The sequence below is a fragment of the Microbacterium sp. MYb45 genome (assembly GCF_002979655.1).
Taxonomy (GTDB): domain Bacteria; phylum Actinomycetota; class Actinomycetes; order Actinomycetales; family Microbacteriaceae; genus Microbacterium.
In genome coordinates, this window is the sequence record NZ_PCPG01000003.1 from 79,308 (window position 1) to 99,465 (window position 20,158).

The 20,158-nt window shown below is 71.3% G+C and carries 19 protein-coding genes; 14 read left to right on the forward strand and 5 right to left on the reverse strand.

The annotated features are described in order from the left end of the window. Positions 1-2: 2 nt before the first annotated feature. From CQ034_RS08245 to CQ034_RS08265, 5 genes are all read left to right on the forward strand, one after another. Positions 3-1,022: an ABC transporter permease gene (locus CQ034_RS08245; RefSeq protein WP_081859906.1), complete on the forward strand. Its 1,020-nt coding sequence runs from the start codon at positions 3-5 to the stop codon at positions 1,020-1,022. Next, positions 1,019-1,897: an ABC transporter permease gene (locus CQ034_RS08250; RefSeq protein ID WP_244175958.1), complete on the forward strand. Its 879-nt coding sequence runs from the start codon at positions 1,019-1,021 to the stop codon at positions 1,895-1,897. The genes CQ034_RS08245 and CQ034_RS08250 overlap by 4 nt, the downstream gene beginning before the upstream one ends. Then, positions 1,894-3,561, forward strand: coding sequence for an ABC transporter ATP-binding protein (locus tag CQ034_RS08255; protein WP_105710658.1), 1,668 nt, complete (start codon positions 1,894-1,896; stop codon positions 3,559-3,561). The genes CQ034_RS08250 and CQ034_RS08255 overlap by 4 nt, the downstream gene beginning before the upstream one ends. Beyond that, positions 3,558-4,511, forward strand: a complete 954-nt coding sequence (locus tag CQ034_RS08260; protein ID WP_105710659.1) for an ROK family protein — start codon at positions 3,558-3,560, stop codon at positions 4,509-4,511. Before CQ034_RS08255 ends, CQ034_RS08260 begins: the two co-directional genes overlap by 4 nt. Positions 4,512-4,690: 179 nt before the next feature. Beyond that, positions 4,691-6,211, forward strand: coding sequence for an SDR family NAD(P)-dependent oxidoreductase (locus CQ034_RS08265; RefSeq protein WP_029261402.1), 1,521 nt, complete (start codon positions 4,691-4,693; stop codon positions 6,209-6,211). 157 nt (positions 6,212-6,368) lie between these two features. On the opposite strand, the gene CQ034_RS08270 is transcribed toward CQ034_RS08265, so the two are convergent. After that, complete coding sequence (locus CQ034_RS08270) at positions 6,369-6,707, reverse strand: helix-turn-helix domain-containing protein (RefSeq protein ID WP_105710660.1); 339 nt, start codon at positions 6,705-6,707, stop codon at positions 6,369-6,371. A gap of 77 nt (positions 6,708-6,784) precedes the next feature. Between CQ034_RS08270 and CQ034_RS08275 the strand changes: the two genes are divergently transcribed. Further along, positions 6,785-7,441: an FMN-dependent NADH-azoreductase gene (locus tag CQ034_RS08275; protein WP_105710661.1), complete on the forward strand. Its 657-nt coding sequence runs from the start codon at positions 6,785-6,787 to the stop codon at positions 7,439-7,441. Positions 7,442-7,619: 178 nt separating this feature from the next. On the opposite strand, the gene CQ034_RS08280 is transcribed toward CQ034_RS08275, so the two are convergent. Together CQ034_RS08280 and CQ034_RS08285 are read right to left on the reverse strand one after the other, a co-directional pair. Beyond that, positions 7,620-8,687: a HAMP domain-containing sensor histidine kinase gene (locus CQ034_RS08280; protein WP_105710662.1), complete on the reverse strand. Its 1,068-nt coding sequence runs from the start codon at positions 8,685-8,687 to the stop codon at positions 7,620-7,622. Between the two features lie 10 nt (positions 8,688-8,697). Further along, positions 8,698-9,369: a response regulator transcription factor gene (locus tag CQ034_RS08285; RefSeq protein WP_105710663.1), complete on the reverse strand. Its 672-nt coding sequence runs from the start codon at positions 9,367-9,369 to the stop codon at positions 8,698-8,700. 87 nt (positions 9,370-9,456) lie between these two features. Here CQ034_RS08285 and CQ034_RS08290 point away from each other — a divergent pair, with 87 nt between their 5' ends. From CQ034_RS08290 to CQ034_RS08310, 5 genes are read left to right on the forward strand one after another with little or no spacing between them, the layout of a single operon-like run. Continuing rightward, a complete protein-coding gene (locus CQ034_RS08290; RefSeq protein ID WP_105710664.1) occupies positions 9,457-10,137 on the forward strand; it encodes a M15 family metallopeptidase in 681 nt (226 codons plus the stop codon). Continuing rightward, entirely contained in the window at positions 10,134-11,255 is a 1,122-nt protein-coding gene (alr, locus tag CQ034_RS08295; RefSeq protein WP_105710665.1) for an alanine racemase, read from the forward strand. The genes CQ034_RS08290 and alr overlap by 4 nt, the downstream gene beginning before the upstream one ends. After that, complete coding sequence (locus CQ034_RS08300; protein WP_105710666.1) at positions 11,252-12,202, forward strand: D-alanine--D-alanine ligase; 951 nt, start codon at positions 11,252-11,254, stop codon at positions 12,200-12,202. The genes alr and CQ034_RS08300 overlap by 4 nt, the downstream gene beginning before the upstream one ends. Continuing rightward, on the forward strand, positions 12,199-13,239 hold the full coding sequence (locus CQ034_RS08305; protein ID WP_105710667.1) for an acyltransferase family protein: 1,041 nt from the start codon (positions 12,199-12,201) through the stop codon (positions 13,237-13,239). The genes CQ034_RS08300 and CQ034_RS08305 overlap by 4 nt, the downstream gene beginning before the upstream one ends. A gap of 40 nt (positions 13,240-13,279) precedes the next feature. Beyond that, the gene (locus CQ034_RS08310) at positions 13,280-13,669 is read left to right on the forward strand and encodes a VOC family protein (protein ID WP_029261411.1); all 390 of its coding nucleotides are present in this window, start codon (positions 13,280-13,282) and stop codon (positions 13,667-13,669) included. Here CQ034_RS08310 and CQ034_RS08315 read toward each other — a convergent pair. Further along, a complete protein-coding gene (locus CQ034_RS08315; RefSeq protein WP_258134141.1) occupies positions 13,656-15,323 on the reverse strand; it encodes an ABC transporter ATP-binding protein in 1,668 nt (555 codons plus the stop codon). The two genes, CQ034_RS08310 and CQ034_RS08315, sit on opposite strands and share 14 nt — an antisense overlap. Continuing rightward, a complete protein-coding gene (locus tag CQ034_RS19830; RefSeq protein ID WP_105710668.1) occupies positions 15,320-16,975 on the reverse strand; it encodes an ATP-binding cassette domain-containing protein in 1,656 nt (551 codons plus the stop codon). Before CQ034_RS19830 ends, CQ034_RS08315 begins: the two co-directional genes overlap by 4 nt. 86 nt (positions 16,976-17,061) lie before the next feature. On the opposite strand from CQ034_RS19830, the gene CQ034_RS08325 reads away from it, so the two are divergent. Genes CQ034_RS08325 through CQ034_RS08335 form a run of 3 tightly spaced genes read left to right on the forward strand, consistent with a single transcriptional unit; the run spans position 17,062 to position 20,026 of the window. Then, positions 17,062-18,204 carry an iron ABC transporter permease gene (locus CQ034_RS08325; RefSeq protein WP_105710816.1) on the forward strand — a complete coding sequence of 381 codons (1,143 nt, stop codon included), beginning with the start codon at positions 17,062-17,064 and terminating at the stop codon, positions 18,202-18,204. Continuing rightward, positions 18,201-19,013 (forward strand): ABC transporter ATP-binding protein, encoded by an 813-nt coding sequence (locus tag CQ034_RS08330; protein ID WP_029261415.1) that lies wholly within the window; start codon positions 18,201-18,203, stop codon positions 19,011-19,013. The genes CQ034_RS08325 and CQ034_RS08330 overlap by 4 nt, the downstream gene beginning before the upstream one ends. Next, positions 19,010-20,026: an ABC transporter substrate-binding protein gene (locus CQ034_RS08335; RefSeq protein ID WP_105710669.1), complete on the forward strand. Its 1,017-nt coding sequence runs from the start codon at positions 19,010-19,012 to the stop codon at positions 20,024-20,026. Before CQ034_RS08330 ends, CQ034_RS08335 begins: the two co-directional genes overlap by 4 nt. Positions 20,027-20,158: the final 132 nt, after the last annotated feature.

Genomic DNA, 20,158 nt, shown 5'->3' on the forward strand with positions numbered 1-20,158 from the left:
ACATGAGCGTGGTGGAAGCAGCGCAGAACGCGCAGCAGAAGAAGGAGAGGGCCGGCGGCCCGCGGTTCTGGTGGTACCTGTTGCGACGGGTCGGCCAGGGCGGGATCGTCATCCTCATCGTGACGCTGATCGTGTTCGCGCTGCTCCACCTCGCGATGCCGCAGGGGCCGGCCGCCGGCATCCTCGGCATGCAGGCATCGCAGGAGCAGATCGACGCCTTCAACAAGGAGAACGGCTTCGATCTGCCCCTGTGGCAGCAGTACTTCAACTTCCTGCTGCAGCTCGTGCAGGGAGACCTGGGCGACTCGTTCAAACTGAACCGACCGGTGGCGGATGCCATCGGCCAGCGTCTTCCGAAGACGCTGATCCTGGCCCTCATCTCGATGCTCTTCGCACTGATCATCGCGATCCCGATGGGCATCTTCCAGGCCGTGCGCCGCGGCAAGGCCGCGGACTACGCGCTGACCACCTGGAACTTCATCGTCTACTCGACGCCGTCGTTCTTCCTCGGCCTGATCCTCGTGATCGTGTTCGCCCAGTGGCTGCGGCTCGTGCCCGCTCAGGCGCCGCAGGGTGAGACCGTCGGCGACGTGCTGGCGAACCCGGCCGGCCTCGTGCTGCCGGTGCTCACCGCGGCGCTCGGCATCATCGCGACGTTCTCGCGGTACATGCGCTCCGCCACGATCGACAACCTCTCCGAGGACTACGTCCGCACCGCCAGGGCGAAGGGCACCTCGGTACCCGTGGTGATCACCCGCCACGTGGTGCGCAACTCCCTGACCCCCGTGATCGCCATGCTCGGCTACTACCTGCCGGTCATGTTCGGCGGCATGATCGTCGTCGAATCGCTCTTCAACTACCCCGGCATGGGCCTGCTGTTCTGGACCTCGGCGCAGACCTCCGACTACCCCGTGCTGATCGGCTGCATCCTGGTGATCGCGCTCGCGACGGTCATCGGATCGCTCCTCGCCGACATCATCCAGGCGCTGCTCGATCCGCGCACCCGAGAGGAGCTCTCGTGAGCACCACGACCATCGTGATGCGCACGCTGACCCCGCGTCAGCGGGGCACGCGCCGCTTCCTGCAGAACAAGCTCGCCGTCTTCGGCATCGTGACCATCGTGCTGTTCCTGCTCTTCTGCTTCCTGGGTCCGCTGATCCACCCGACGGACCAGATCCACACCGACCTGCGCAGCACCATGCTGCCGCCGGGGAGCCCCGGCCACCCGCTCGGCACCGACGACGTCGGCTACGACGTGCTCGGTCGGCTCATGATGGGCGGTCAGATCTCGATCCTGATCGGCCTCGCCGCCGGCATCCTCGCCACCGTCATCGGCACCCTCTGGGGCGCGATCGCCGGCTACGTCGGCGGTGCCGTCGACACCGTGATGATGCGCGTCGTCGACGCCGGCATCGCGATCCCCGCGACCTTCCTGCTGCTGATCCTCTCGGCGATCCTGCGCCCGAGCGTCCCGCTGATGATCTGCGTGATCGGCCTGGTCTCCTGGCTCGTCCCGGCTCGTCTCGTGCGCGCCGAATCGATCTCGCTGAAGTCGCGCGAGTACGTGTTGGCGCTGCGGGCGATGGGCGGCACGCACTCCCGGGCCGTGCTCAAGCACATCGTCCCGAACACCGTCGGCACGATCGTCGTGAACGCCACGTTCCAGGTCGCCGACGCGATCCTGCTCGTCGCCTACATCTCGTTCCTCGGCATGGGGCTGCAGAAGCCGGCGACCGACTGGGGCGCCATGCTCACCAGCGGCATCACCTACACGTACGCGGGCGCCTGGTGGCTGATCTTCCCCGCCGGATTCTGCATCGTGCTGACCGTCTGCGCCTTCAACAGCATCGGTGACGGCCTGCGCGACTTCTTCGACGTGAAGGGGCGTGCCGCATGAGCGACGCACTGCTGGAGATCTCCGACCTCACGGTCACGTTCCGCACGGAAGACGGGTCGGTCGAGGCCGTGAAGGGCATCGACCTCGAGGTGCGCCCCGGCGAGGTGCTGGCGCTGGTCGGCGAGTCCGGTTCGGGCAAGTCCGTCACCGCCATGGCCATCCTGAAGCTGCTGCCGCGCTCGGCCACGGTCACCGGGTCGATCAAGCTCGCCGGGCGCGAGCTCCTGCCGCTCGCGGAAGCCGAGATGAACGCCGTGCGCGGCGCCGAGATCTCGATGGTGTTCCAGGAGCCGATGACGGCTCTGAACCCGAGCATGCGGATCGGCGACCAGATCACCGAGGCGATCCTCAACCACCGCAGCATCTCCAAGGCGGAGGCCTGGGAGCGTGCGGTCGAGATGCTCCGGCGCGTGGGCATCCCCGAGCCCGCCCGTCGGGCGAAGAGCTACCCGCACGAGCTGTCCGGTGGGCAGCGCCAGCGCGTGGTCATCGCGATCGCCCTCGCCTGCGAGCCGCAGCTGATCATCGCCGACGAGCCGACGACCGCGCTCGACGTGACCGTGCAGGCCGAGATCCTCGACCTGATCCGCGGTCTCGCGGCCGAGTCGGGGACCGCGTTCCTGCTCGTCACGCACAACATGGGCGTCGTCGCCGACATCGCCGACCGGGTCGCGGTGATGTTCCGCGGCACCATGGTCGAGGTCGGGGACACCCGCACGGTGCTCACCGCGCCGCGCGAGGACTACACGAAGAAGCTGCTCAGCGCCGTGCCCTCGCTGCCCGACCTCGCGAGCGTGATCGAACGGGAGCCCGAGACCGAGGTCCCCGCCGCGGTGCTCGAGCTCGATGCCGCCAGCGTCACCTACCGCCGCGGCGGACGACCGTTCCTCGCGCTCGACGGCGTGAGCCTGCGCATCGCCCCGGGCGAGATCCTGGGCCTCGTCGGCGAGTCCGGATCGGGCAAGTCGACCCTCGGACGCGCGGCACTGGGACTCCTGCCGCTGTCGAGCGGTGGGATCACCCTGTTCGGCGAGAAGGTCGGACGCGGCGGTGTCTCCGGGCGTCGGGAGCGCGCGCTGCGCGGTCGCGTCGGCGCGATCTTCCAGGACCCGGGTTCCAGCCTCGACCCGCGTATGACCGTCGGCGAGGCCATCGCCGAACCCCTGCTCGTGCAGCGGCGGCGCTTCCCGACCTCGGCGAGCACGCGTCGCACCCGTGTGGCCGAGCTGCTCGACGCCGTCGAGCTGCCCGCGAACTACGCCTCGCGCTACCCGCACGAGCTCTCCGGAGGGCAGCGTCAGCGCATCGGCCTCGCCCGCGCCATCGCTCTGGAACCGGAGCTGATCATCGCCGACGAGCCCACCTCGGCGCTCGACGTCTCGGTGCAGGCTGCCGTGCTCGAGGTGCTGCGCACCCTGCAGGAGAAGATGCACTTCGCGTGCCTCTTCATCAGCCACGACCTCGCCGTGGTGCACGAGATCTCCGACCGGGTCGCCGTGATGCTCAAGGGCGAGATCGTCGAGACGGGCTCCGCCGACGACGTGCTCCTGGCTCCGCAGCATCCGTACAGCCGACGGCTGCTGGCCTCGGTACCGGTTCCCGATCCCGACAAGCAGGCGCTGCGGCGGGAGGCCCGTGCGGCCGCCCGGGTGATGGCCCCGTGACCGGGGGAGAGCCGACCCGATCGACCCTTGTGCACGGTGCGGGCCCTGTCGTGCTCGGGCTCGACGTCGGCGGATCGAGCGTCAAGCACCTGCTCGCGCCGGCGCGCATCTCGCTGGACGCACCGCCGACGCCCCTCGCCCGCGGCCGCCACGCGACGCCCAAGGACGCACCCGTGGACGGGCTCGCCGCCATCGCGAACTCGCTCCGGGGGGATGCCGACCTCGAACGCGTGGTGCTGTCGATCCCCGGATTGGTCGACGAGGCGGAGGGAGTGGTCGTGCGCTCGACCAACATCCCGGCGCTCGACGGCCGCCCGCTCGGCGCACAGCTCAGCGCGGAACTCGGCATCCCGGTCGACGTCATCAACGACGGTCACGCCGCCGCGGTCGCCGAGGCCTCGTGGGGCGCGGGCGCCGGTGTCGACGACGTCTTCGTGCTCGCGCTGGGCACCGGGATCGCGGGCGCACACGTGGCGCACGGACAAGTCATCCCCGGAGCGCACGGCTCGGCCGGCGAACTCGGACACATCACGATCGAACCCGACGGCAGCATCTGCTCGTGCGGACGCCGCGGCTGCCTGGAGACCATCATCGGCGCGCCCGCCCTGCGGCGGGCGTGGGCCGCGGTCGGCGGAAAGGGCGGTCCGGAGGGGCTGCTGGCGGCGAGCAGCAGCGGCGATGCCGTGGCCACCGCGATCGTGGAACGGGCGTCGTCGGCGCTCGCGGAGGCGATCCTCACCCTGTGCGCCCTCGTCGATCCGGGGTGCATCGTGATCGGCGGCGGCCTCGCGCAGGCGCCGCACCAGCTCGTGACGCTCGCTGCGCGCTACGTCGGCGAGCGCGCCTCGTTCCACCGTGTTCCGCCCATCGTGCCGGCCACGCTCGGCGAGTGGGCCGGGGCGAACGGCGCCGTGCTCACCGCGCTCCGCCGCCAGCGCGCCCTCGTCTGACGCGGCGCATTCCGCGTGCGCGTCGCATCCCGCCGAGTGCACGGATTCTTGCCGAGCGCACGGCTTGCCTGCGTCGACAGCCGGTGCACTCGGCGACAAGCCGTGCACTCGGCAACGGGGGGCGGATGCCGGCGGGGCGGCGGGGCGGATGCCCAGGACACTCGCGTAAAATCAGCACAATGACCGACGCCCCCTCCGACGCTGCACCCGACCTCGGACCGGGCGTCGACCCCGACGATCTCGCCACGACTCTTCGCGTGCTGGCCGAGCTGCACCAGATCGACAACGAGCACCCGGACTTCGTCGCCGTGCGCCACGCGACCGCGGCCATGTTCAAGGCCGTCAAGCGCGTGCGCCGCAAGGAGATCCGCGACGCGATCGCCGAGGCCGACAAGGCCGTGGTCGCCCGCACCGCCACCGGAGCGCCCGACCGCATCGACGACGAGACCCGCGGCCACGACCTCGCCACCAGCGTGGTGGACGCCCCCATCGCCGGCGAGCTGCTCAAGCCCCGCAACTGCTACATCTGCAAGCAGCCGTACACGCAGGTCGACGCGTTCTACCACCAGCTCTGCCCGGACTGCGCCCGCTTCAGCCACGGCAAGCGCAACGCCCGCACCGACCTCACGGGCAAGCGCGCCCTGCTCACGGGCGGCCGTGCCAAGATCGGCATGCACATCGCGCTGCGGCTGCTGCGCGACGGCGCGCACACCACGATCACGACCCGGTTCCCGCGCGACGCCGTTCGCCGCTTCTCGGCCCTGCCCGACTCGGGCGACTGGCTGCACCGCCTGCGCGTCGTCGGCATCGACCTGCGCGACCCCGCCCAGGTGATCGGCCTCGCCGACTCGGTCGCGGCTCAGGGTCCGCTCGACATCCTCATCAACAACGCCGCGCAGACCGTGCGCCGCTCACCGGGTGCGTACTCGCTGCTGGCGGATGCCGAGCTGCAGCCGCTGCCCGACGGACCGCTTCCCGAGATGGAGACCTTCGGGCACACCGCCGACCCGCACCCGCAGGCGCTGCAGGCGTCGGTCGACGCGCATCCGCTCCTCTCGGTCGCGGCCCTCGGTGGCACGGTCGCGGAGCAGGGCGGTCAGGCGCTCACGGCCGAAGACCTCGCGCGGCTCGCGATGGCTCCCGGGTCGTCGTCGCTCGAGAAGCACGCCGACGGTACCGCGATCGACGCCGGCGGACTCGTGCCCGACGTGAACCGCGTCAACAGCTGGGTGCAGTCGATCGAGCAGGTCGACCCGCTCGAGATGCTCGAGGTGCAGCTGGCCAACACGACGGCGCCGTTCCTGCTCATCAGCCGGCTGCGCGCGTCGATGGCGGCATCCGATTCGCACCGCAAGTATGTGGTGAACGTGTCGGCCATGGAGGGGCAGTTCTCCCGCCGCTACAAGGGTCCGGGGCACCCGCACACGAACATGGCCAAGGCCGCGCTCAACATGCTCACCCGCACCAGCGCCGGCGAGATGCTCGAGAAGGACGGCATCCTCATGACGGCCGTCGACACCGGATGGATCACCGACGAGCGCCCGCACTACACGAAGGTGCGCCTGGCCGAGGAGGGGTTCCACGCCCCGCTCGACCTCGTCGACGGTGCCGCCCGCGTGTACGACCCGATCGTGCGCGGCGAGGCCGGCGAAGATGTGCACGGCGTGTTCCTGAAGGACTACGAGCCCAGCCCCTGGTGACGGCGGTGGGGCGTCCACACGCATGAGGAAAACCCGGATGAATGAGGATTCCTCGGTGTCTTCGCATGCATCCGTCGTTCGGTCATGCAGGTGAGGGGCGGATGCCGTATCAGTGCGCGCGAGCCGGAGGTGGGGATAGTGCTGCGGACGTGCCGCGTCAGTGTGCGCGCTCGGCGAGGTTGGCGGATGCCCAGCGGCCGAGCTGGTCGAGGATCGGCAGCAGTCCCTCGCCGCTGGAGGTGAGGGCATACGACACCGTGATCGGCGGGCCCGCGTCGACCGTGCGCGCCACGAGTCCGGCATCGGCGAGTTCGGCCAGCCGGTCGGAGAGCACGGTGTCGCTGATACCGGCGACCGCGCGGCGCAGTGCCACGAACGTCGAGGGGCCGCCGCCGAGGGTCGACACGATCATGCCGTTCCACCGCTTGCCGAGCACGCTGAACGCCAGTGTGACGGCGGCGTCGCACACCTGACGTTCTTCCTCGACCTCGGCCATGACCACATCCTACCCGTGCTACGTTAACCGATGTCGCTAATAAAAACCTAGCGACTACGAAAACGAGAGGTAGGCCCATGTCCCTGTTCCGCCTGGATGCCAGCATCCTTCCCGCGTCGTCCGCCAGCCGCGCGCTCGCCGACCTCGTCGAGGCCGAGTGGACCGCGTCCCACCCCGACTCGACCGTCACCCGCCGCGACCTGGCGAGCGACCCCGTGCCCGCGACCGCCTGGGCGGATGCCGTCACCGGCGGCTTCGTCGACGAGGCCCAGCGCACCTCCGCGCAGAACGACGCCCGCGCGCTCGCGACCTCGTTCGCCGACGAGCTGATCGGCGCCGACGCCCTGCTGTTCGCCGTTCCGCTGTACAACTACGGCGTCTCGCAGCACTTCAAGACCTGGTTCGACCTGGCCTACACCGACCCGCGCATCGACCCGACCGGCACCGCGCTGAACGGCAAGCCCGCGACGCTCGTCACGGTGCTCGGCGGCAACTACGCCCCGGGCTCACCCAAGGAGGGCTGGGACCACTCGACCGGCTGGCTGCGCCGCGTGCTCGAAGACGTCTGGGGCCTCGACCTGCGCGTCGTGCAGCGTCCCTTCACCCTCGTCGGCGTGAACCCGGCGCTCGACGCGTTCACCGACACGGCGCGCGAGCTCAAGGAGAACGCCGAGGCCGACGCCCGCACCTTCGGCCGCGAGCTCGCCGCGACGCGCGACCCCCGCGTGGCCTGACCCGGCCAGGGTCCGGCATCCGCCGGTCGCAGCATCCGTCCGGTCCGGCCCCCGTCCACTTGTCGGGAGAATGTCCGGATGTCGGACCGGAAACCGCGTTCCGGTCCGACATCCGTGAAAAGTCCCGACAGATGAACGGCGGGACGGCGGGGCGGACGGATGCCGGAACCGCCGTCGGTCAGGCGGGAGGCGCCGCCGGGTACGGATGCGGCAGCCACACCGTCACGATCAGACCGCCGTCCGGGCGCGGGGTGAGCACCAGGGTGCCTCCGTGCGCCTGGGTGATGCGGTCGACGATCGCGAGGCCCAGTCCCGCCCCGGCATGGTCGTCGCCGCGGGTGCGCTCGGCGCCGCGCTGGAACGGCTCGACGAGGGTCGCCACGAGAGGCGCCGGCAGCACCTCGCCGGTGTTCTCGACCACCAGCGCTACCGCCTGCGGCATCGAGTGCGTGCGCACGGCCACAGCCCCTCCGGCGGGCAGGTTGTGCACGATCGCGTTGAGCACGAGGTTCGTGACCAACTGCGGCAGCAGCGCCGCCGACCCGAGTACCGGCGCGGGTGCACCGCCCACCTCGACGGCCACTCCTCGGCGGTCGGCGAGCGGCAGCAGCGCCTCCACCGCCCCTTCGGCGAGCAGGGAGAGGTCGACGATCTCGCGCGGGAACGTCCTGCGGTCGGCGCGGCTCAGGAGCAACAGGGCCTCGGTGAGCTCGATCGCCCGGGTGTTCACCTCACGCAGCCGCGCGATCAGGGCATCGACATCGCGGTCCGGATCGGCTTCGGCGACCTCGAGCAGTGTCTGCGAGATCGCGAGCGGGGTCCGCAGCTCGTGCGAGGCGTTCGCGGCGAACCGCTGCTGCTCGGCGACGTGCGCTTCGAGCTGTTCGAGCATCGAGTCGAAGACGTCGGCCAGGTCGCGGAACTCGTCGCGGGGGCCGGCGAGCGACACGCGGTGTGACAGGGATCCCTGCGCGGCGAGCCGGGCGGCGTCGCCGATGCGGTCGAGCGGCGCCAGCATCCGTCCGGCCAGCAGCCACCCGGCGCCGAGGCCGAACGCGAGCAGCACCAGCATGACCATCGAGGCCACCGGCACGAAGGCCCGGCTGAGGTCGCCGCGGTTGGGGAAGAAGTCGACGGTGTCCGGCACGTAGCGCAGCAGGAACAACCCGACCGCGGCGAGGAGCAGACCTCCCGACACCACCACGATCACCGCGTAGCTCAGCGTGAGCTTGAGGCGGGCGCTCATCCCGCGGCGCCTAGGCATCGGCATCCGTCCCGATCCGGTACCCGACACCCGGCACCGTGAGGATCAGCCACGGCTCGCCCAGTCGCTTGCGCAGCGACGACACCGTGATGCGCACGGCATTCGTGAACGGGTCGGCGTTCTCGTCCCAGGCCCGCTCCAGCAGCTCTTCGGCGCTGACCACCCCGCCCTCCGCGTCGACCAGCACCTCCAGCAAGGCGAACTGCTTTCGGGTAAGCGCGACGTAGCGGTCGTCGCGGTACACCTCGCGGCGGAACGGGTCCAACCGCAGCCCGGCGACCTCGAGCACCGGCGGGCGGCTGCGCTGACGGCGGCGGTCGAGGGCGCGCAGGCGCAGCACCAGTTCCCGCAGCTCGAACGGCTTGGTGAGGTAGTCGTCGGCGCCGATCTCGAAGCCGCTCGCCTTGTCGTCGAGCCGGTCGGCGGCGGTGAGCATCAGGATCGGGATGCCGCTGCCGGAGGCCACGATCCACCGGGCGATGTCGTCGCCCGACGGGCCGGGCACGTCGCGGTCGAGCACGGCGATGTCGTAGGAGTTGATGCTCAGCAGCTCGAGCGCGGCGTCGCCGTCGCCGGCGATGTCGGCCGCGATCGCCTCCAGGCGCAGCCCATCACGGACCGCCTCGGCGAGGTAGGGCTCGTCCTCGACGATCAGCACACGCATGGCTGAGATCCTACGCAGTGCGGCATATCGGGAGCATATGGAAAAGCGCATACGCCCTCGCAACCGGCGTGCTTCTTCACTGGAAGCATGAACACCCGCACCACCTCCCGCTCCCCACGAATGCGCCGTCGTCGGCTCGCCGTCACCGCTGCCGCCCTCGCTCTCGCCGTGATCGTCGCGTTCGCTGTGCAGCAGTCGCTGTCCGTGGCCTTCGCCGATGCCGCCCGCCCCGGCACCCTCCCCGTGCCGACCGACCGGCCCGCCGAGGGCGGAACCACCGGCACCGGCACCGGCACGGTCATCGCCCCGGGCGAGGCCGACGGCGTGATCCGCGACGGCGACCAGCCCACCGTATTCGACGTCGACCGGGTCGCGGTCGGCAACCTCGACCCCGCCCTGCTCGCGGCTCTGCAGCGTGCCGCATCGGATGCCGAAGGCGACGGCGTCACGTTCCGCGTGAACAGCGGATGGCGCACACCGGCGCTGCAGGAGCGGATGCTGCAGGACGCGATCGTGCAGTACGGATCGGAGTCCGAAGCGCGGCGCTGGGTGGCCACGCCCGAGACTTCGGAGCATGTGACCGGTGACGCCGTCGACCTCGGCCCGCTGCCCGCGCTCGACTGGCTCGCGCAGCGGGGATGGCGTTACGGCCTCTGCCAGATCTACGCCAACGAGACCTGGCACTACGAACTGCGTCCGGATGCCGCCGACGACGGCTGTCCCGAGATGCTCGCCGACCCGACCGCCGACCCGAGGATGCAGCGATGACCACTCTTTCCCCCGAGCGCGTGACCCTCTCGCGCCTGCACGCACCCACCCTGCAGACGGTCCCGGATGCCGTCGCCGAGAATCTGCGGCGGGTGCGCGCCGCGACGACCGCCCGCATCATGGCCGTGGTCAAGGCCGACGGCTACGGGCACGGTGCCGTCACCGTCGCGCGGGCCGCGGTGGATGCCGGCGCCGACTGGCTGGGCGTCACAGATGTCGCCGAGGCCGTCGCACTCCGCGACGCCGGGCTCACGGTGCCGATCCTCTCCTGGTTGAACCCCTCCGGCGTCGACGCTGCCGCCGCAGCCGAGCACCGCGTCGACATCGCGGTCGGCTCGGTCGAAGAGCTGCGGCAGTTGATCGCGGATGCCGCGGATCCGGTGCGCGTGCACCTGCAGCTCGACACCGGCATGGCTCGTGGGGGAGCGCCGCTGGAGGAATGGCCGGAGCTGCTCCGACTCGCGCGCACCGGTCGGGGACGGGCGGAGCTCGTCGGGGTGATGGGGCATCTGCCCCGGGCGGACGAGGCCGATCCGGCAGCGAACGCGGCGGCGGTGCTGCGTCTGCGGCAGGGGAGGGACGCCGTGCTGCGCGCGGGCTTCGGCCCGGTGCTCGTGCATCTCGCCGCGACCTCCGGCGCGCTGACCGATCCGGCGACGCACTTCGACCTGGTGCGGGTCGGCGCGGGGCTGGTCGGGATCGACCCCTCGGAGGCCACCGTGCTCGCCGGGGCGTCGCGGTGGACGGCGCCCGTCGTGCACAGCGCGCTCGTGCCGGCGGGGACCGCGGTCGGCTACGGCGGTGCGCACACGACCGACCGGGAGACGCACCTCAGCGTGGTCGGCGTCGGATACGCCGACGGCATTCCGCGCGAGCTCGCGCCCGGCGCCGGGGTGGAGATCGGCGGGGCGCGGCATCCGATCGTGGGGAGGGTCTCGATGGACCAGATCGTCGTCGACACGGGATCGGTGCTGTTCCCGCGCGGGGTGGTCGCGACCGTGTTCGGGCCGGAGGGTGGGGCCGTGCCATCGGTGCAGGAGTGGGCGCGGTGGGCGGGCAGCATCCCGCACACCATCGTGACCGGCATCGGCGCACGAGTGCAGAGGAGCGTGGCATGACGACGAAGGTGCTGGTCATCGGGGGCGGACAGAACCCCGAGCACGAGGTCTCCCTGGCTTCCGCGGCGGCGGTGGCCGCGGCGCTGCGGATGGGCGATCACGACGTGACGACCGTGACGATCGACCGCGACGGGATCTGGCGCGTGGAGGGACGGCCGAACGGGGGATCGGCGGCCGAGTCGCTCGCGCTCGCGCTGCCGCTGCTCACCCGCACGGATGTGGTGTTCCCGGCCGTGCACGGCGCTCTCGGGGAGGACGGCGCGCTCGCGGCGCTGTGTGCGCTCGCCGGAGTGCGGGTGGTCGGATCGGGGCTGCGGGCGGGAGCCATCGGCATGGACAAGTGGACGACCAAGCTCGTCGCGGATGCCGTGGGTCTCGGCACCGCCCGCGGCCGACTCGTCGCCGCCGACGACATCGGTGACGTGGAGTTCGAGGGGGAGGTCGTCGTCAAGCCGGTGTCGGCCGGTTCGAGTCACGGTGTCGGCCTCGTCACGGATGAGGGGCAGCTGCTCGCGGCGCTGCGGGAGGCGGCGCGCTTCGACCGGCGCGTCCTCGTCGAGGAGGTCGTGCGGGGGCGCGAGATCGACGTGGCGGTGCTGCGCGAGAAGGGTGGCATCCGGTGGGCGGCGCCGCCGCTGGAGATCCACGCGACCGGGCTGTTCGACACGGCAACGAAGTACGACGGCAGCGCGCGGTTCACGGTGCCGGCGCAGCTGGATGCCGCCGAGACGGCCGCGCTCAAGCGGGCGGCGATCGCCGTGTTCGATGCCCTCGGGTGCGACGGCGTCGCGCGCATGGACTTCTTCCTCACCGAGCGGGGGCCGGTGCTGAACGAGGTCAACACGATGCCGGGGCTCACCGCCGCCTCGCAGGTGCCGCGGATGTTCGCCGCGGCGGGTGTGACCTACGTCGACCTGGTCTCGCGACTCGTGCGCGCGGCCTCGTGACCGCGCCCGCGCCCCGGGTCGGATGGCCGGATGTCGCGAAGGGCATCTGCATCCTGCTCGTCGTGCTCTGGCACGTGGTCACGAAGGTCGTGGTCGGCATCCCCGGCGCCGGAGCGGTGACGGATGCCTGGGTGATGCTCAACGCCCAGCTCCTGCCGCTGCGCATCCCGCTGTTCTTCCTGGTCTCCGGGATGTTCGCGGCGCGGGCGGTGCTCGCCGGGGACGGTGCCTCCTGGCGACGTCGGGCCGGCCGGCTCGCACTGCTCTACCTCGTGTGGGTGCTGATCCAGACGGCCGTGCTCGCGCTCGCACCGGAGTTCGACACGGCGCGGGCGACCAGCGGGTGGGAGCTGCTCGCGCAGCTCACCATCAGTCCGACGAACCTCTGGTACCTGCTCGCGCTCGCCGTGTATCTCGCGGTCGGGCGGCTGACGCGCGGGCTCCCGACCGCCGCCGTGCTCTCGGTGGCATTCGTGATCGCCGCGCTCGCCGGGGCCGGCCTCATCCCCGATCTCGGCAACCTGTGGCAGCTGGTGCAGAACCTGTTCTTCTTCCTCATCGGGCTGCGGCTGCGGGCCATCGTCGAGCACTTCGCAAACAGGAGTGGCGTGGGCGTCGCGGTCGCGCTCGCCGCCGGGTACGCGGGGGCACTCGCCGTCGTCTCCGTGCTCGGCATCCGGCTCGTGCCCGGAACCTGGCCGCTGCTCTGCCTGGTCGCGGTGGCATTCGGGGTGTCGCTCAGCGTGCTCATCGACAGGCATGCCGAGGTCGTCGCGCGGCCGCTGCGGTGGATCGGCCGACGGACCCTACCGATCTACGTGCTGCACATGATGCCGCTCGCGCTGATCGATGCCGGGCTGCGGGCGGCCGGGTGGCGGACGACACCGGTGCTCGAGACCGTCGGACCTCTTGTGCTGACGGCGGTGGTGATCGCCGTGTGCCTGGCGGTTCACGCGCTGCTGGTGCGCATCGGACTCGGGGCACTGTTCGATCCGCTGCGGGTGACCGATCGGCTCACGACCCGCGTCCGGCGATGACCCCCTCGACAACCGCCGGGCGACGGCGGACCATGGAGTCATGGCGGCCTTCACAGCGGACAACGCATTCAGCGGATTCAGCGTCGACGACATCGACGCGGCGAAAGAGTTCTACGGCACGACGCTCGGCCTTGACGTCGAGGTCAACGCGATGGGGTTCCTCGACCTGCGGCTGCCGAGCGGCGGGTCGATCCTCGTGTACGCGAAGCCGAACCACACGCCGGCGAGCTTCACGATCCTGAACTTCCCGGTGGCGGATGTCGACGCCGCGGTGGACGAGCTCATCGCGCGCGGCGTGCAGACCAAGATCTACAGCGACGAGGAGTTCCCCTCCGATGCGCGCGGCATCGTGCGCGGCAACGGGCAGGGCCCGGACATCGCGTGGTTCCGCGACCCCGCCGGGAACGTGCTCGCGGTCATGCAGGCCTGACGCGGAGTCGGACGACGCGGGGCAGCCGCTCCAGCGTCTCCCTCCGATGCGAGGCGACGAGCAGTGTGCCGTCGAACTCCGCGAGCACGTCCGAGATCCGCGCCTCGGTGTCGGGGTCGAGGCTCGCGGTGACCTCATCGACGACGAGGATCCGCGGGTCCCGTACCAGCGCTCTGGCGAGGGCCAGCCGTGCACGCTGCCCCCCGGAGAGGCGGACTCCGTGCTCGCCGATCCGGTCGTCGAGCCTGATGTCGTCGTCGACGCCCACCCGCGCGAGGGCTTCCTGAAGAGCGGTGTCTTCGCGGTACTCTGCGCCGCGGAGCAGGTTGTCCCTGACCGTCCCGTAGAACAGTCGCGCATCCTGCTCCACGAAAGCGACGGCGCGGCGGAGATCCTCGTCGGCGATCTCGGGAAGCGGATGCCGACCGCCGTCGGCGTCGATCAGGGAGATGCTGCCGGACGAGGGATCCCAGAGGCGCGCGGCCAGGGCGATCACCGTGCTCTTACCGGCACCTGATGCTCCGGCGAGACCGACGTGCTCTCCCGGAGCGAGCTCCATCGACCAGGCACGCAGCGCGTCCGTCGCGTCGTCATACGAGAAGGAGACCGCGTCGAAGCGGATGCCGAGCGGACCGTGCGGGAGCGGGTGCGGCTCGAGGGCCATCGTCACGACGGCCGGACGGGTGAGCGCCGCTGTCACGCGCCGGGCACTCGCGGTGAGCGGGTGCAGTTCGGTGAGGGTGTGGCTCGCCTCGCCGATGGCGGCCACTCCTGCGATGCCGAGGGCGATGACGGCGGGAAGCATCCCGGCGATCTGCGGGCTCGGCGTGCGCGCATCGGCTCCTCCGCTCGCGACGACGGCCGCCAGCAGGATTCCGATGACGACCGCGGTGAGCACGAGTTCGCGGGCTCCGTCGACGGCCTCGCCGAGCAGCGCCCTGCGGAGCGAGGTGCGGGCGGCGCGACGCGTGCGGGCCACCGTGTCGCGCACGATCCTCGCCCGCAGTCCGTAGGCGAGGATCTCCCGCATCGCACCGAGTGCGTCGACCAGACGCTCCGCCTGCTCTTCGCGCTCCGCCTGTTCCGCGGCCCCGAGCCGGCGTACCGGACGGGCGCCCCACAGCGCGGTGGACGCGACGAGCGCGCCGCCGAGCAGGACGACCGCCGACGCGGTGGGCATGACCCACGCGGTTCCGATCAGGGCGACGAGGAACAGCGTGAGCGAGGCGCCGATCTGGGCGATGGTGTGGGCGTAGAAGAACTCCAGCTTCTCGATGTCGGTCATCGCCACGGAGGCCGCGCGACCGGAGTGCTCTCGCCGACGACCGGGGACACTCCGGGCGTACGCGTCGAAGAGCGCCCCGCGAAGCCGCGCGAGAACCCGGTACGCGAGCGCATGCGACACGTCCATCTCCCGCCACGTGAGCACGGCGCGCAGCAGCACTAGCACCACGAGCCCCGCCCACCATGCCGCGGTCGGCCAGACGCCGAGCGCGACGGCCTGGCCGACACCGAGTGCCGACAGCACCGCGATGGCGGCCAGTGCCAGCGTGCTCGTCGTGCTGAGCACGTAGATTCCGGCGATCCGCCGCCACTCGGGCCGCAGTGGGGGGAGGAGGGCGGTGAACACAGCCGTGGTCCCTGCAGCCGTCACGTCCGTACCTCCTGCAGCATCCCGGCATCGAGTCGGCGCACCGACGTCACGCGCTCGAGAGCTTCGGTCCGGTGGCTGATCATGAGGACGATCCGCTCCGCGGCGACCCGCTCCAGCGTCTCCGCGACCGTCTGCGCTCCGCGGTCGTCGAGTGCGCTCGTCGGTTCGTCGACCAGGAGCACGGGTCGCTGCGCCAGGAGCGCCCTGGCCAGTGCCAGCCGCTGCCGCTGCCCGCCGGAGAGGCTCGTCCCGGCCTCGGAGACCGGCGCGTCGAAGCCACCGGGTATCGCGCGGATCTCGGCCAGGATGCCGGCGGCGGCGCACGCGGCCTCCACCTCGCGGTCGTCGGCTCCGACGAGGTTCACGTTCTGCCGGATGGTCCCGGAGAAGAGCACGGGCCGCTGCGAGACCACGGCGATGTCGCTCGCTCGCAGCGGGAGCCCGTCCAGGTCGATCGTGCCCGTGGTGGGCGTGAGGAATCCGAGCAGGAGATCGAACAGGGTCGACTTGCTCGACCCCGACGCACCGACGATCGCATGCACCGCGCCCACCTCCACCTGGAGGTCGATGCCGAGCAGCACGTCGTGGTCGGCACCCGGGTAGCGATATGTGAGGTTCGACACCCGCAGCACCCGGGGGGTGGTTGCGACGCCGGAGACCTCGCTCATCGCGCCGGCATCCGCATCCGCATCTGCACGCGATCCGCGGGGGCCGAACGCGCCCAGTGCGACGAGACCCGGCACGGCGGTCAGGCCGAGGAACCCCGCGTGCCAGTGCCGCGAGAGGTCACGCACGGGGCGGAACGCCTCGGACGACAGCAGCAGGATCGCGTAGACCTCGCCCCGGGGCGCGGCGCCGGTCATCACATCCCAGACCGCCACGAAGACGGCCGCGACGTACCCGGCCTGCACGGCGAAGTCGGTCACGGCGGTCGTCACCAGAGACGATCGCATCACCCGCTCGGTCGCGCTCCGCAGGGCCTCCGAGCGCTCGCGCAGCCGCTCGCGGGTCCCGGTGACATCGCCCAGGGTGCGTAGCGTGGCCATGCCGCGCAACGACTCGAGCAGGTCATCCCCGAGTGCCTCATAGGTGTCCCAGTGGTCTACGCCACGACCTGCGAGCATCCGCTGCCACGCCATCGGGCCGAGCACGGCCACGAGAATCCCGACCGTCACGCAGGCGGCCGCCGGCAGCGAGACAGCAGCCAGCAGTCCGACCGCCGCCACACTGCCGACCGCCAGCAGCACGACCGCGGGGACGTACTTCGACACGTACGCGTCGGTGCCGTCGATCCCCTCTCCCAGAGTCGCCTGCACCGACCCGTCGCGCACTGCGGGGTCGTGCAGCCGGGCGGGCGTGAGCGCCGCGGTGATCGCCCGACCGCGAAGATGCTCGCGCACTCGGCCGCCCAGCGCGGCGGCAGAGCCCGCCTTCGCCAGTGACAGGAGGATGCGGATGACGCTCACGGCGAGGATCACCGCCCCGCCGAGGAGCGCTGTGCGCACATCGCCGCCGACGAACGCCGCCAGCGACACCGCCAGCGCTCCGGCCTGCACGAGATAGGTGGCGAAGACGAGAAGGAGCAGGACGGTGCTTGTGGCCAACTCGCGGGGGAAGGCTCGGGCCTCTCGCCACAGCTCGGGCACGATCATCACGGCGGGCCTCCGGCGGGTGGATGTTCAGGGACGACTTCGACCCTAGATGATAACGATTCTCAATATCTACTAGCATGCTGCTCATGCCTCCTTCGTCCTCCGCCGCGCTCGCCGGCGACCTCGACCGTGCATCACCGCCCGCGCCGGCCGCGCGGAGCAGCCGTCCTTCGCGGCAGTCGTGGTCGACCGTCGCGCCGACGACCCCGGTTCTCGCGCTGATCGCCGCGATCCTTCTCGTGCTCGTCGTCTCCGCCGCAACCGGACCGGTCGCCGTGAGTGTGGACGAGGCGGCGCGCATCGTGATCGGACACCTCGTTCCCGGGATGCCGTGGATGTCGGACGGCAGTCTGTCGACGCTGCAGGACCAGGCGGTGTGGCAGTTCCGCCTGCCCCGTGCCCTCCTCGCCGGGCTCGCCGGTGCCGGACTCGCGCTGGCCGGGGCGATCATGCAGGTCGTCGTCCGCAACCCGCTCGCCGAGCCCTACATCCTCGGTGTCTCCTCGGGGGCGAGCGTCGGTGCCGTGCTCGTCATCGTCTCCGGAGGGGTCGCCCTCGCCGGACTCACGATGAGCGGTGCCGCCTTCCTCGGAGCCGTGGTCGCGTGCGTCCTCGTGGCCCTCCTCGCCCGGCGCCGAGGGGAACTCTCCCCGACCAGGATGATCCTCGCCGGGGTGGCGCTCGGTTCACTCCTGAGCGCGGTGACGAGCTACCTCACCATCACCACCGACGCGCAGAACGTCGTGAGCGTGATGTTCTTCCTGCTCGGAAGCGTGTCGGCGGCGACCATGTCGTCACTGCTGATCCCGGCGATCGCGCTCATCATCGCCGGCCTCGCGGTGTTCGGCCTCGCTCGGCAGATGAACGCGCTCCTCGCCGGCGACGAGTCGGCACTCGCGGTCGGCGTGCGCACGACGCGGCTGCGTGCGCTGCTCCTCGTCATCGCGTCGCTGCTCACCGGGGCGATCGTCGCTGTGAGCGGAGGGATCGGCTTCGTCGGGCTCGTCGTGCCGCACGTCGCTCGGATCCTCGTCGGCTCGGACCACCGTCGGATGCTCCCGATCACCGTTCTCGCGGGGATGCTCTTCCTGATGGTCGCCGACCTGCTGGCGCGCACGGTGGCGGCTCCGTCGGAGATCCCCCTCGGCATCCTGACCGCATTCGTCGGCGCACCGTTCTTCCTGTGGCTGATGCGCCGCGGCGGCGAGAAGGCGGGGATCGACCGATGACCATCGCCTTCCACGGCGTCGACGTCGCGCGCGGGAACCGAACCGTGCTCCACGGGGTCGACCTGACGATCGGCATCGGCAGGATCGTCGGTCTCGTCGGCCCCAACGGCAGCGGCAAGTCGACTCTGCTGCGCACGCTCTTCTCCGGACGACGGCCCCTGCGCGGACACGTCACCGTCGATGGCGCCGACGTGGCGGGGTTCGCTCCGAGGGCGCTGGCCCGGACCGTCTCGGTGATGCTGCAGGACGCGCCGTCCGAGTTCGACCTCACGGTGCGCGAGACCGTGCTCGTCGGCCGCGCCCCGCATCGTCCACCGTTCACGCGTGATTCTCCCGACGACCATCGCATCGTCGATGAGTCCCTCCGTGCGGCGGATGTCGCCGACCTCGGCGACCGGCTGATGCGTCAGCTCTCCGGCGGGCAGCGGCAGCGGGTGATGTTGGCGCGGGCTCTCGCGCAGGACGGCGAGATCCTCATCCTCGACGAGCCGACCAACCACCTCGACATCGCCCACCAGCTCGACCTGATGCGCGTCGTCTCCGGCCTGGGAAAAACGGTGGTCGCCGCGCTGCATGACCTGAACATCGCGGCGTCGTTCTGCGATGACATCGCCGTGCTCGACGAGGGGCGGCTGGTCGCCTTCGGGGCGGCGGACACCGTGCTGACCCCGGAGCTGGTGAGCGACGTGTTCCGCGTGACCGCCCGCGTTGCCCGCGAAGAGGGCACCGGCGCCCGTGCAATGACATTCCACCCCCGAACCCCCTTCGACGGGACCCGCCCGTCGGCATCACCGAGGAGAACCGAATGACATCCCGAAATCGATCCGCCCGCATTCTCGTGACGGCGCTCGGAGGGGCGACCCTCCTCGGCCTGACCGGCTGCGGCACAGGCGTCACCGCGGCCGCGCCCACGCAATCGGCGGATACGGCCGTCACGATCGAGAACTGCGGACGGAGCGTCGTCGTGCCGGAGCCTCCGTCCGCCGTGGTCGGCCTGCACCCGTCGCAGACCGAGTCGCTGCTGCGCCTCGGCCTGGCGGATCGTCTCGTCGGGCAGGCGCAGGCGACCGTGCAGGCCTTGCCGGACGACGTCGCCGCCCTCGCGGAAGGGATCCCGGTGCTCGGCGCCGACACCCCGCCGAACCGCGAGACCCTGCTCGCCGCCGAGCCCGACTTCGTGTACTCGCCGACGACCTACGAGTTCACCGCGGAGCAGGGGTTCGCGAGCCTCGAGCAGCTCGAAGAGGCGGGGGTCGCCGCCTACGTCGCCACCGGCGGCTGCTTCGATCGGCGCATGGAGGGAACCGTCGACGACCTCTTCGGCGACCTCGAGAACCTCGGCGCGATCTTCGGCGTCGAGCAGGAGGCTGCGGCGCTCATCGAGGACGCGGAGGCCGACCTCGCCGAGGTCGATGCGGCTGTCGAGGAGGTCGACGAGCGGCTGCGCGTGGCGCAGGTGTACGTCGACGGCACGACTCTGACCGCGATCGGCGCGGGCATCGAGTACGACATCCTGCGGCGTGCGGGCGCCGAGGCCGTGTTCACCCCGGAGGACCCGGCCTTCGCCGACTTCTTCGCCGCCGAGATCACCCCGGAGGCGCTCGCGGCCGCGGCCCCGGACGCACTCGTCTTCGCCGCGACCGACCCCGCGCACGAGGCCGCCGCGCGCGCGTACCTCACTGCGACGTTCCCGGATATGCCGGCGGTGCAGGAGGAGCGGCTGATCGCCATCTCCACCTCGGACACCTTCCCCGGCACGCTCGGGAACATCTCGGTCGTCCACAGGATCGCGCAGGCGCTGTACCCCGACGCCTTCGCCTGAGCGCCGTGCCGGGGGCCCGGACCTTGCGCGCGATGCGTGCGGTCCGGGCCATCGTGCGTCGGGGGCTCTTCGCCCTCGGGCGGTGAGCTCCGGATCGGGAGGAGATTCTCGCGCGAAGCATCCGCCCGCACA

Excerpts from the sequence above, each read along its gene's own strand:
- CQ034_RS08270 (WP_105710660.1), bottom strand. The coding sequence starts at position 6,707 with ATGGCCGAGGTCGAGGAAGAACGTCAGGTGTGCGACGCCGCCGTCACA.
- CQ034_RS08245 (WP_081859906.1), top strand. The coding sequence starts at position 3 with ATGAGCGTGGTGGAAGCAGCGCAGAACGCGCAGCAGAAGAAGGAGAGG.
- CQ034_RS08325 (WP_105710816.1), top strand. The coding sequence starts at position 17,062 with ATGCCTCCTTCGTCCTCCGCCGCGCTCGCCGGCGACCTCGACCGTGCA.
- alr (WP_105710665.1), top strand. The coding sequence starts at position 10,134 with ATGACCACTCTTTCCCCCGAGCGCGTGACCCTCTCGCGCCTGCACGCA.
- CQ034_RS08285 (WP_105710663.1), bottom strand. The coding sequence starts at position 9,369 with ATGCGTGTGCTGATCGTCGAGGACGAGCCCTACCTCGCCGAGGCGGTC.
- CQ034_RS08300 (WP_105710666.1), top strand. The coding sequence starts at position 11,252 with ATGACGACGAAGGTGCTGGTCATCGGGGGCGGACAGAACCCCGAGCAC.
- CQ034_RS08275 (WP_105710661.1), top strand. The coding sequence starts at position 6,785 with ATGTCCCTGTTCCGCCTGGATGCCAGCATCCTTCCCGCGTCGTCCGCC.
- CQ034_RS08280 (WP_105710662.1), bottom strand. The coding sequence starts at position 8,687 with ATGAGCGCCCGCCTCAAGCTCACGCTGAGCTACGCGGTGATCGTGGTG.
- CQ034_RS08330 (WP_029261415.1), top strand. The coding sequence starts at position 18,201 with ATGACCATCGCCTTCCACGGCGTCGACGTCGCGCGCGGGAACCGAACC.
- CQ034_RS08335 (WP_105710669.1), top strand. The coding sequence starts at position 19,010 with ATGACATCCCGAAATCGATCCGCCCGCATTCTCGTGACGGCGCTCGGA.
- CQ034_RS08255 (WP_105710658.1), top strand. The coding sequence starts at position 1,894 with ATGAGCGACGCACTGCTGGAGATCTCCGACCTCACGGTCACGTTCCGC.
- CQ034_RS08290 (WP_105710664.1), top strand. The coding sequence starts at position 9,457 with ATGAACACCCGCACCACCTCCCGCTCCCCACGAATGCGCCGTCGTCGG.
- CQ034_RS08265 (WP_029261402.1), top strand. The coding sequence starts at position 4,691 with ATGACCGACGCCCCCTCCGACGCTGCACCCGACCTCGGACCGGGCGTC.
- CQ034_RS19830 (WP_105710668.1), bottom strand. The coding sequence starts at position 16,975 with ATGATCGTGCCCGAGCTGTGGCGAGAGGCCCGAGCCTTCCCCCGCGAG.
- CQ034_RS08310 (WP_029261411.1), top strand. The coding sequence starts at position 13,280 with ATGGCGGCCTTCACAGCGGACAACGCATTCAGCGGATTCAGCGTCGAC.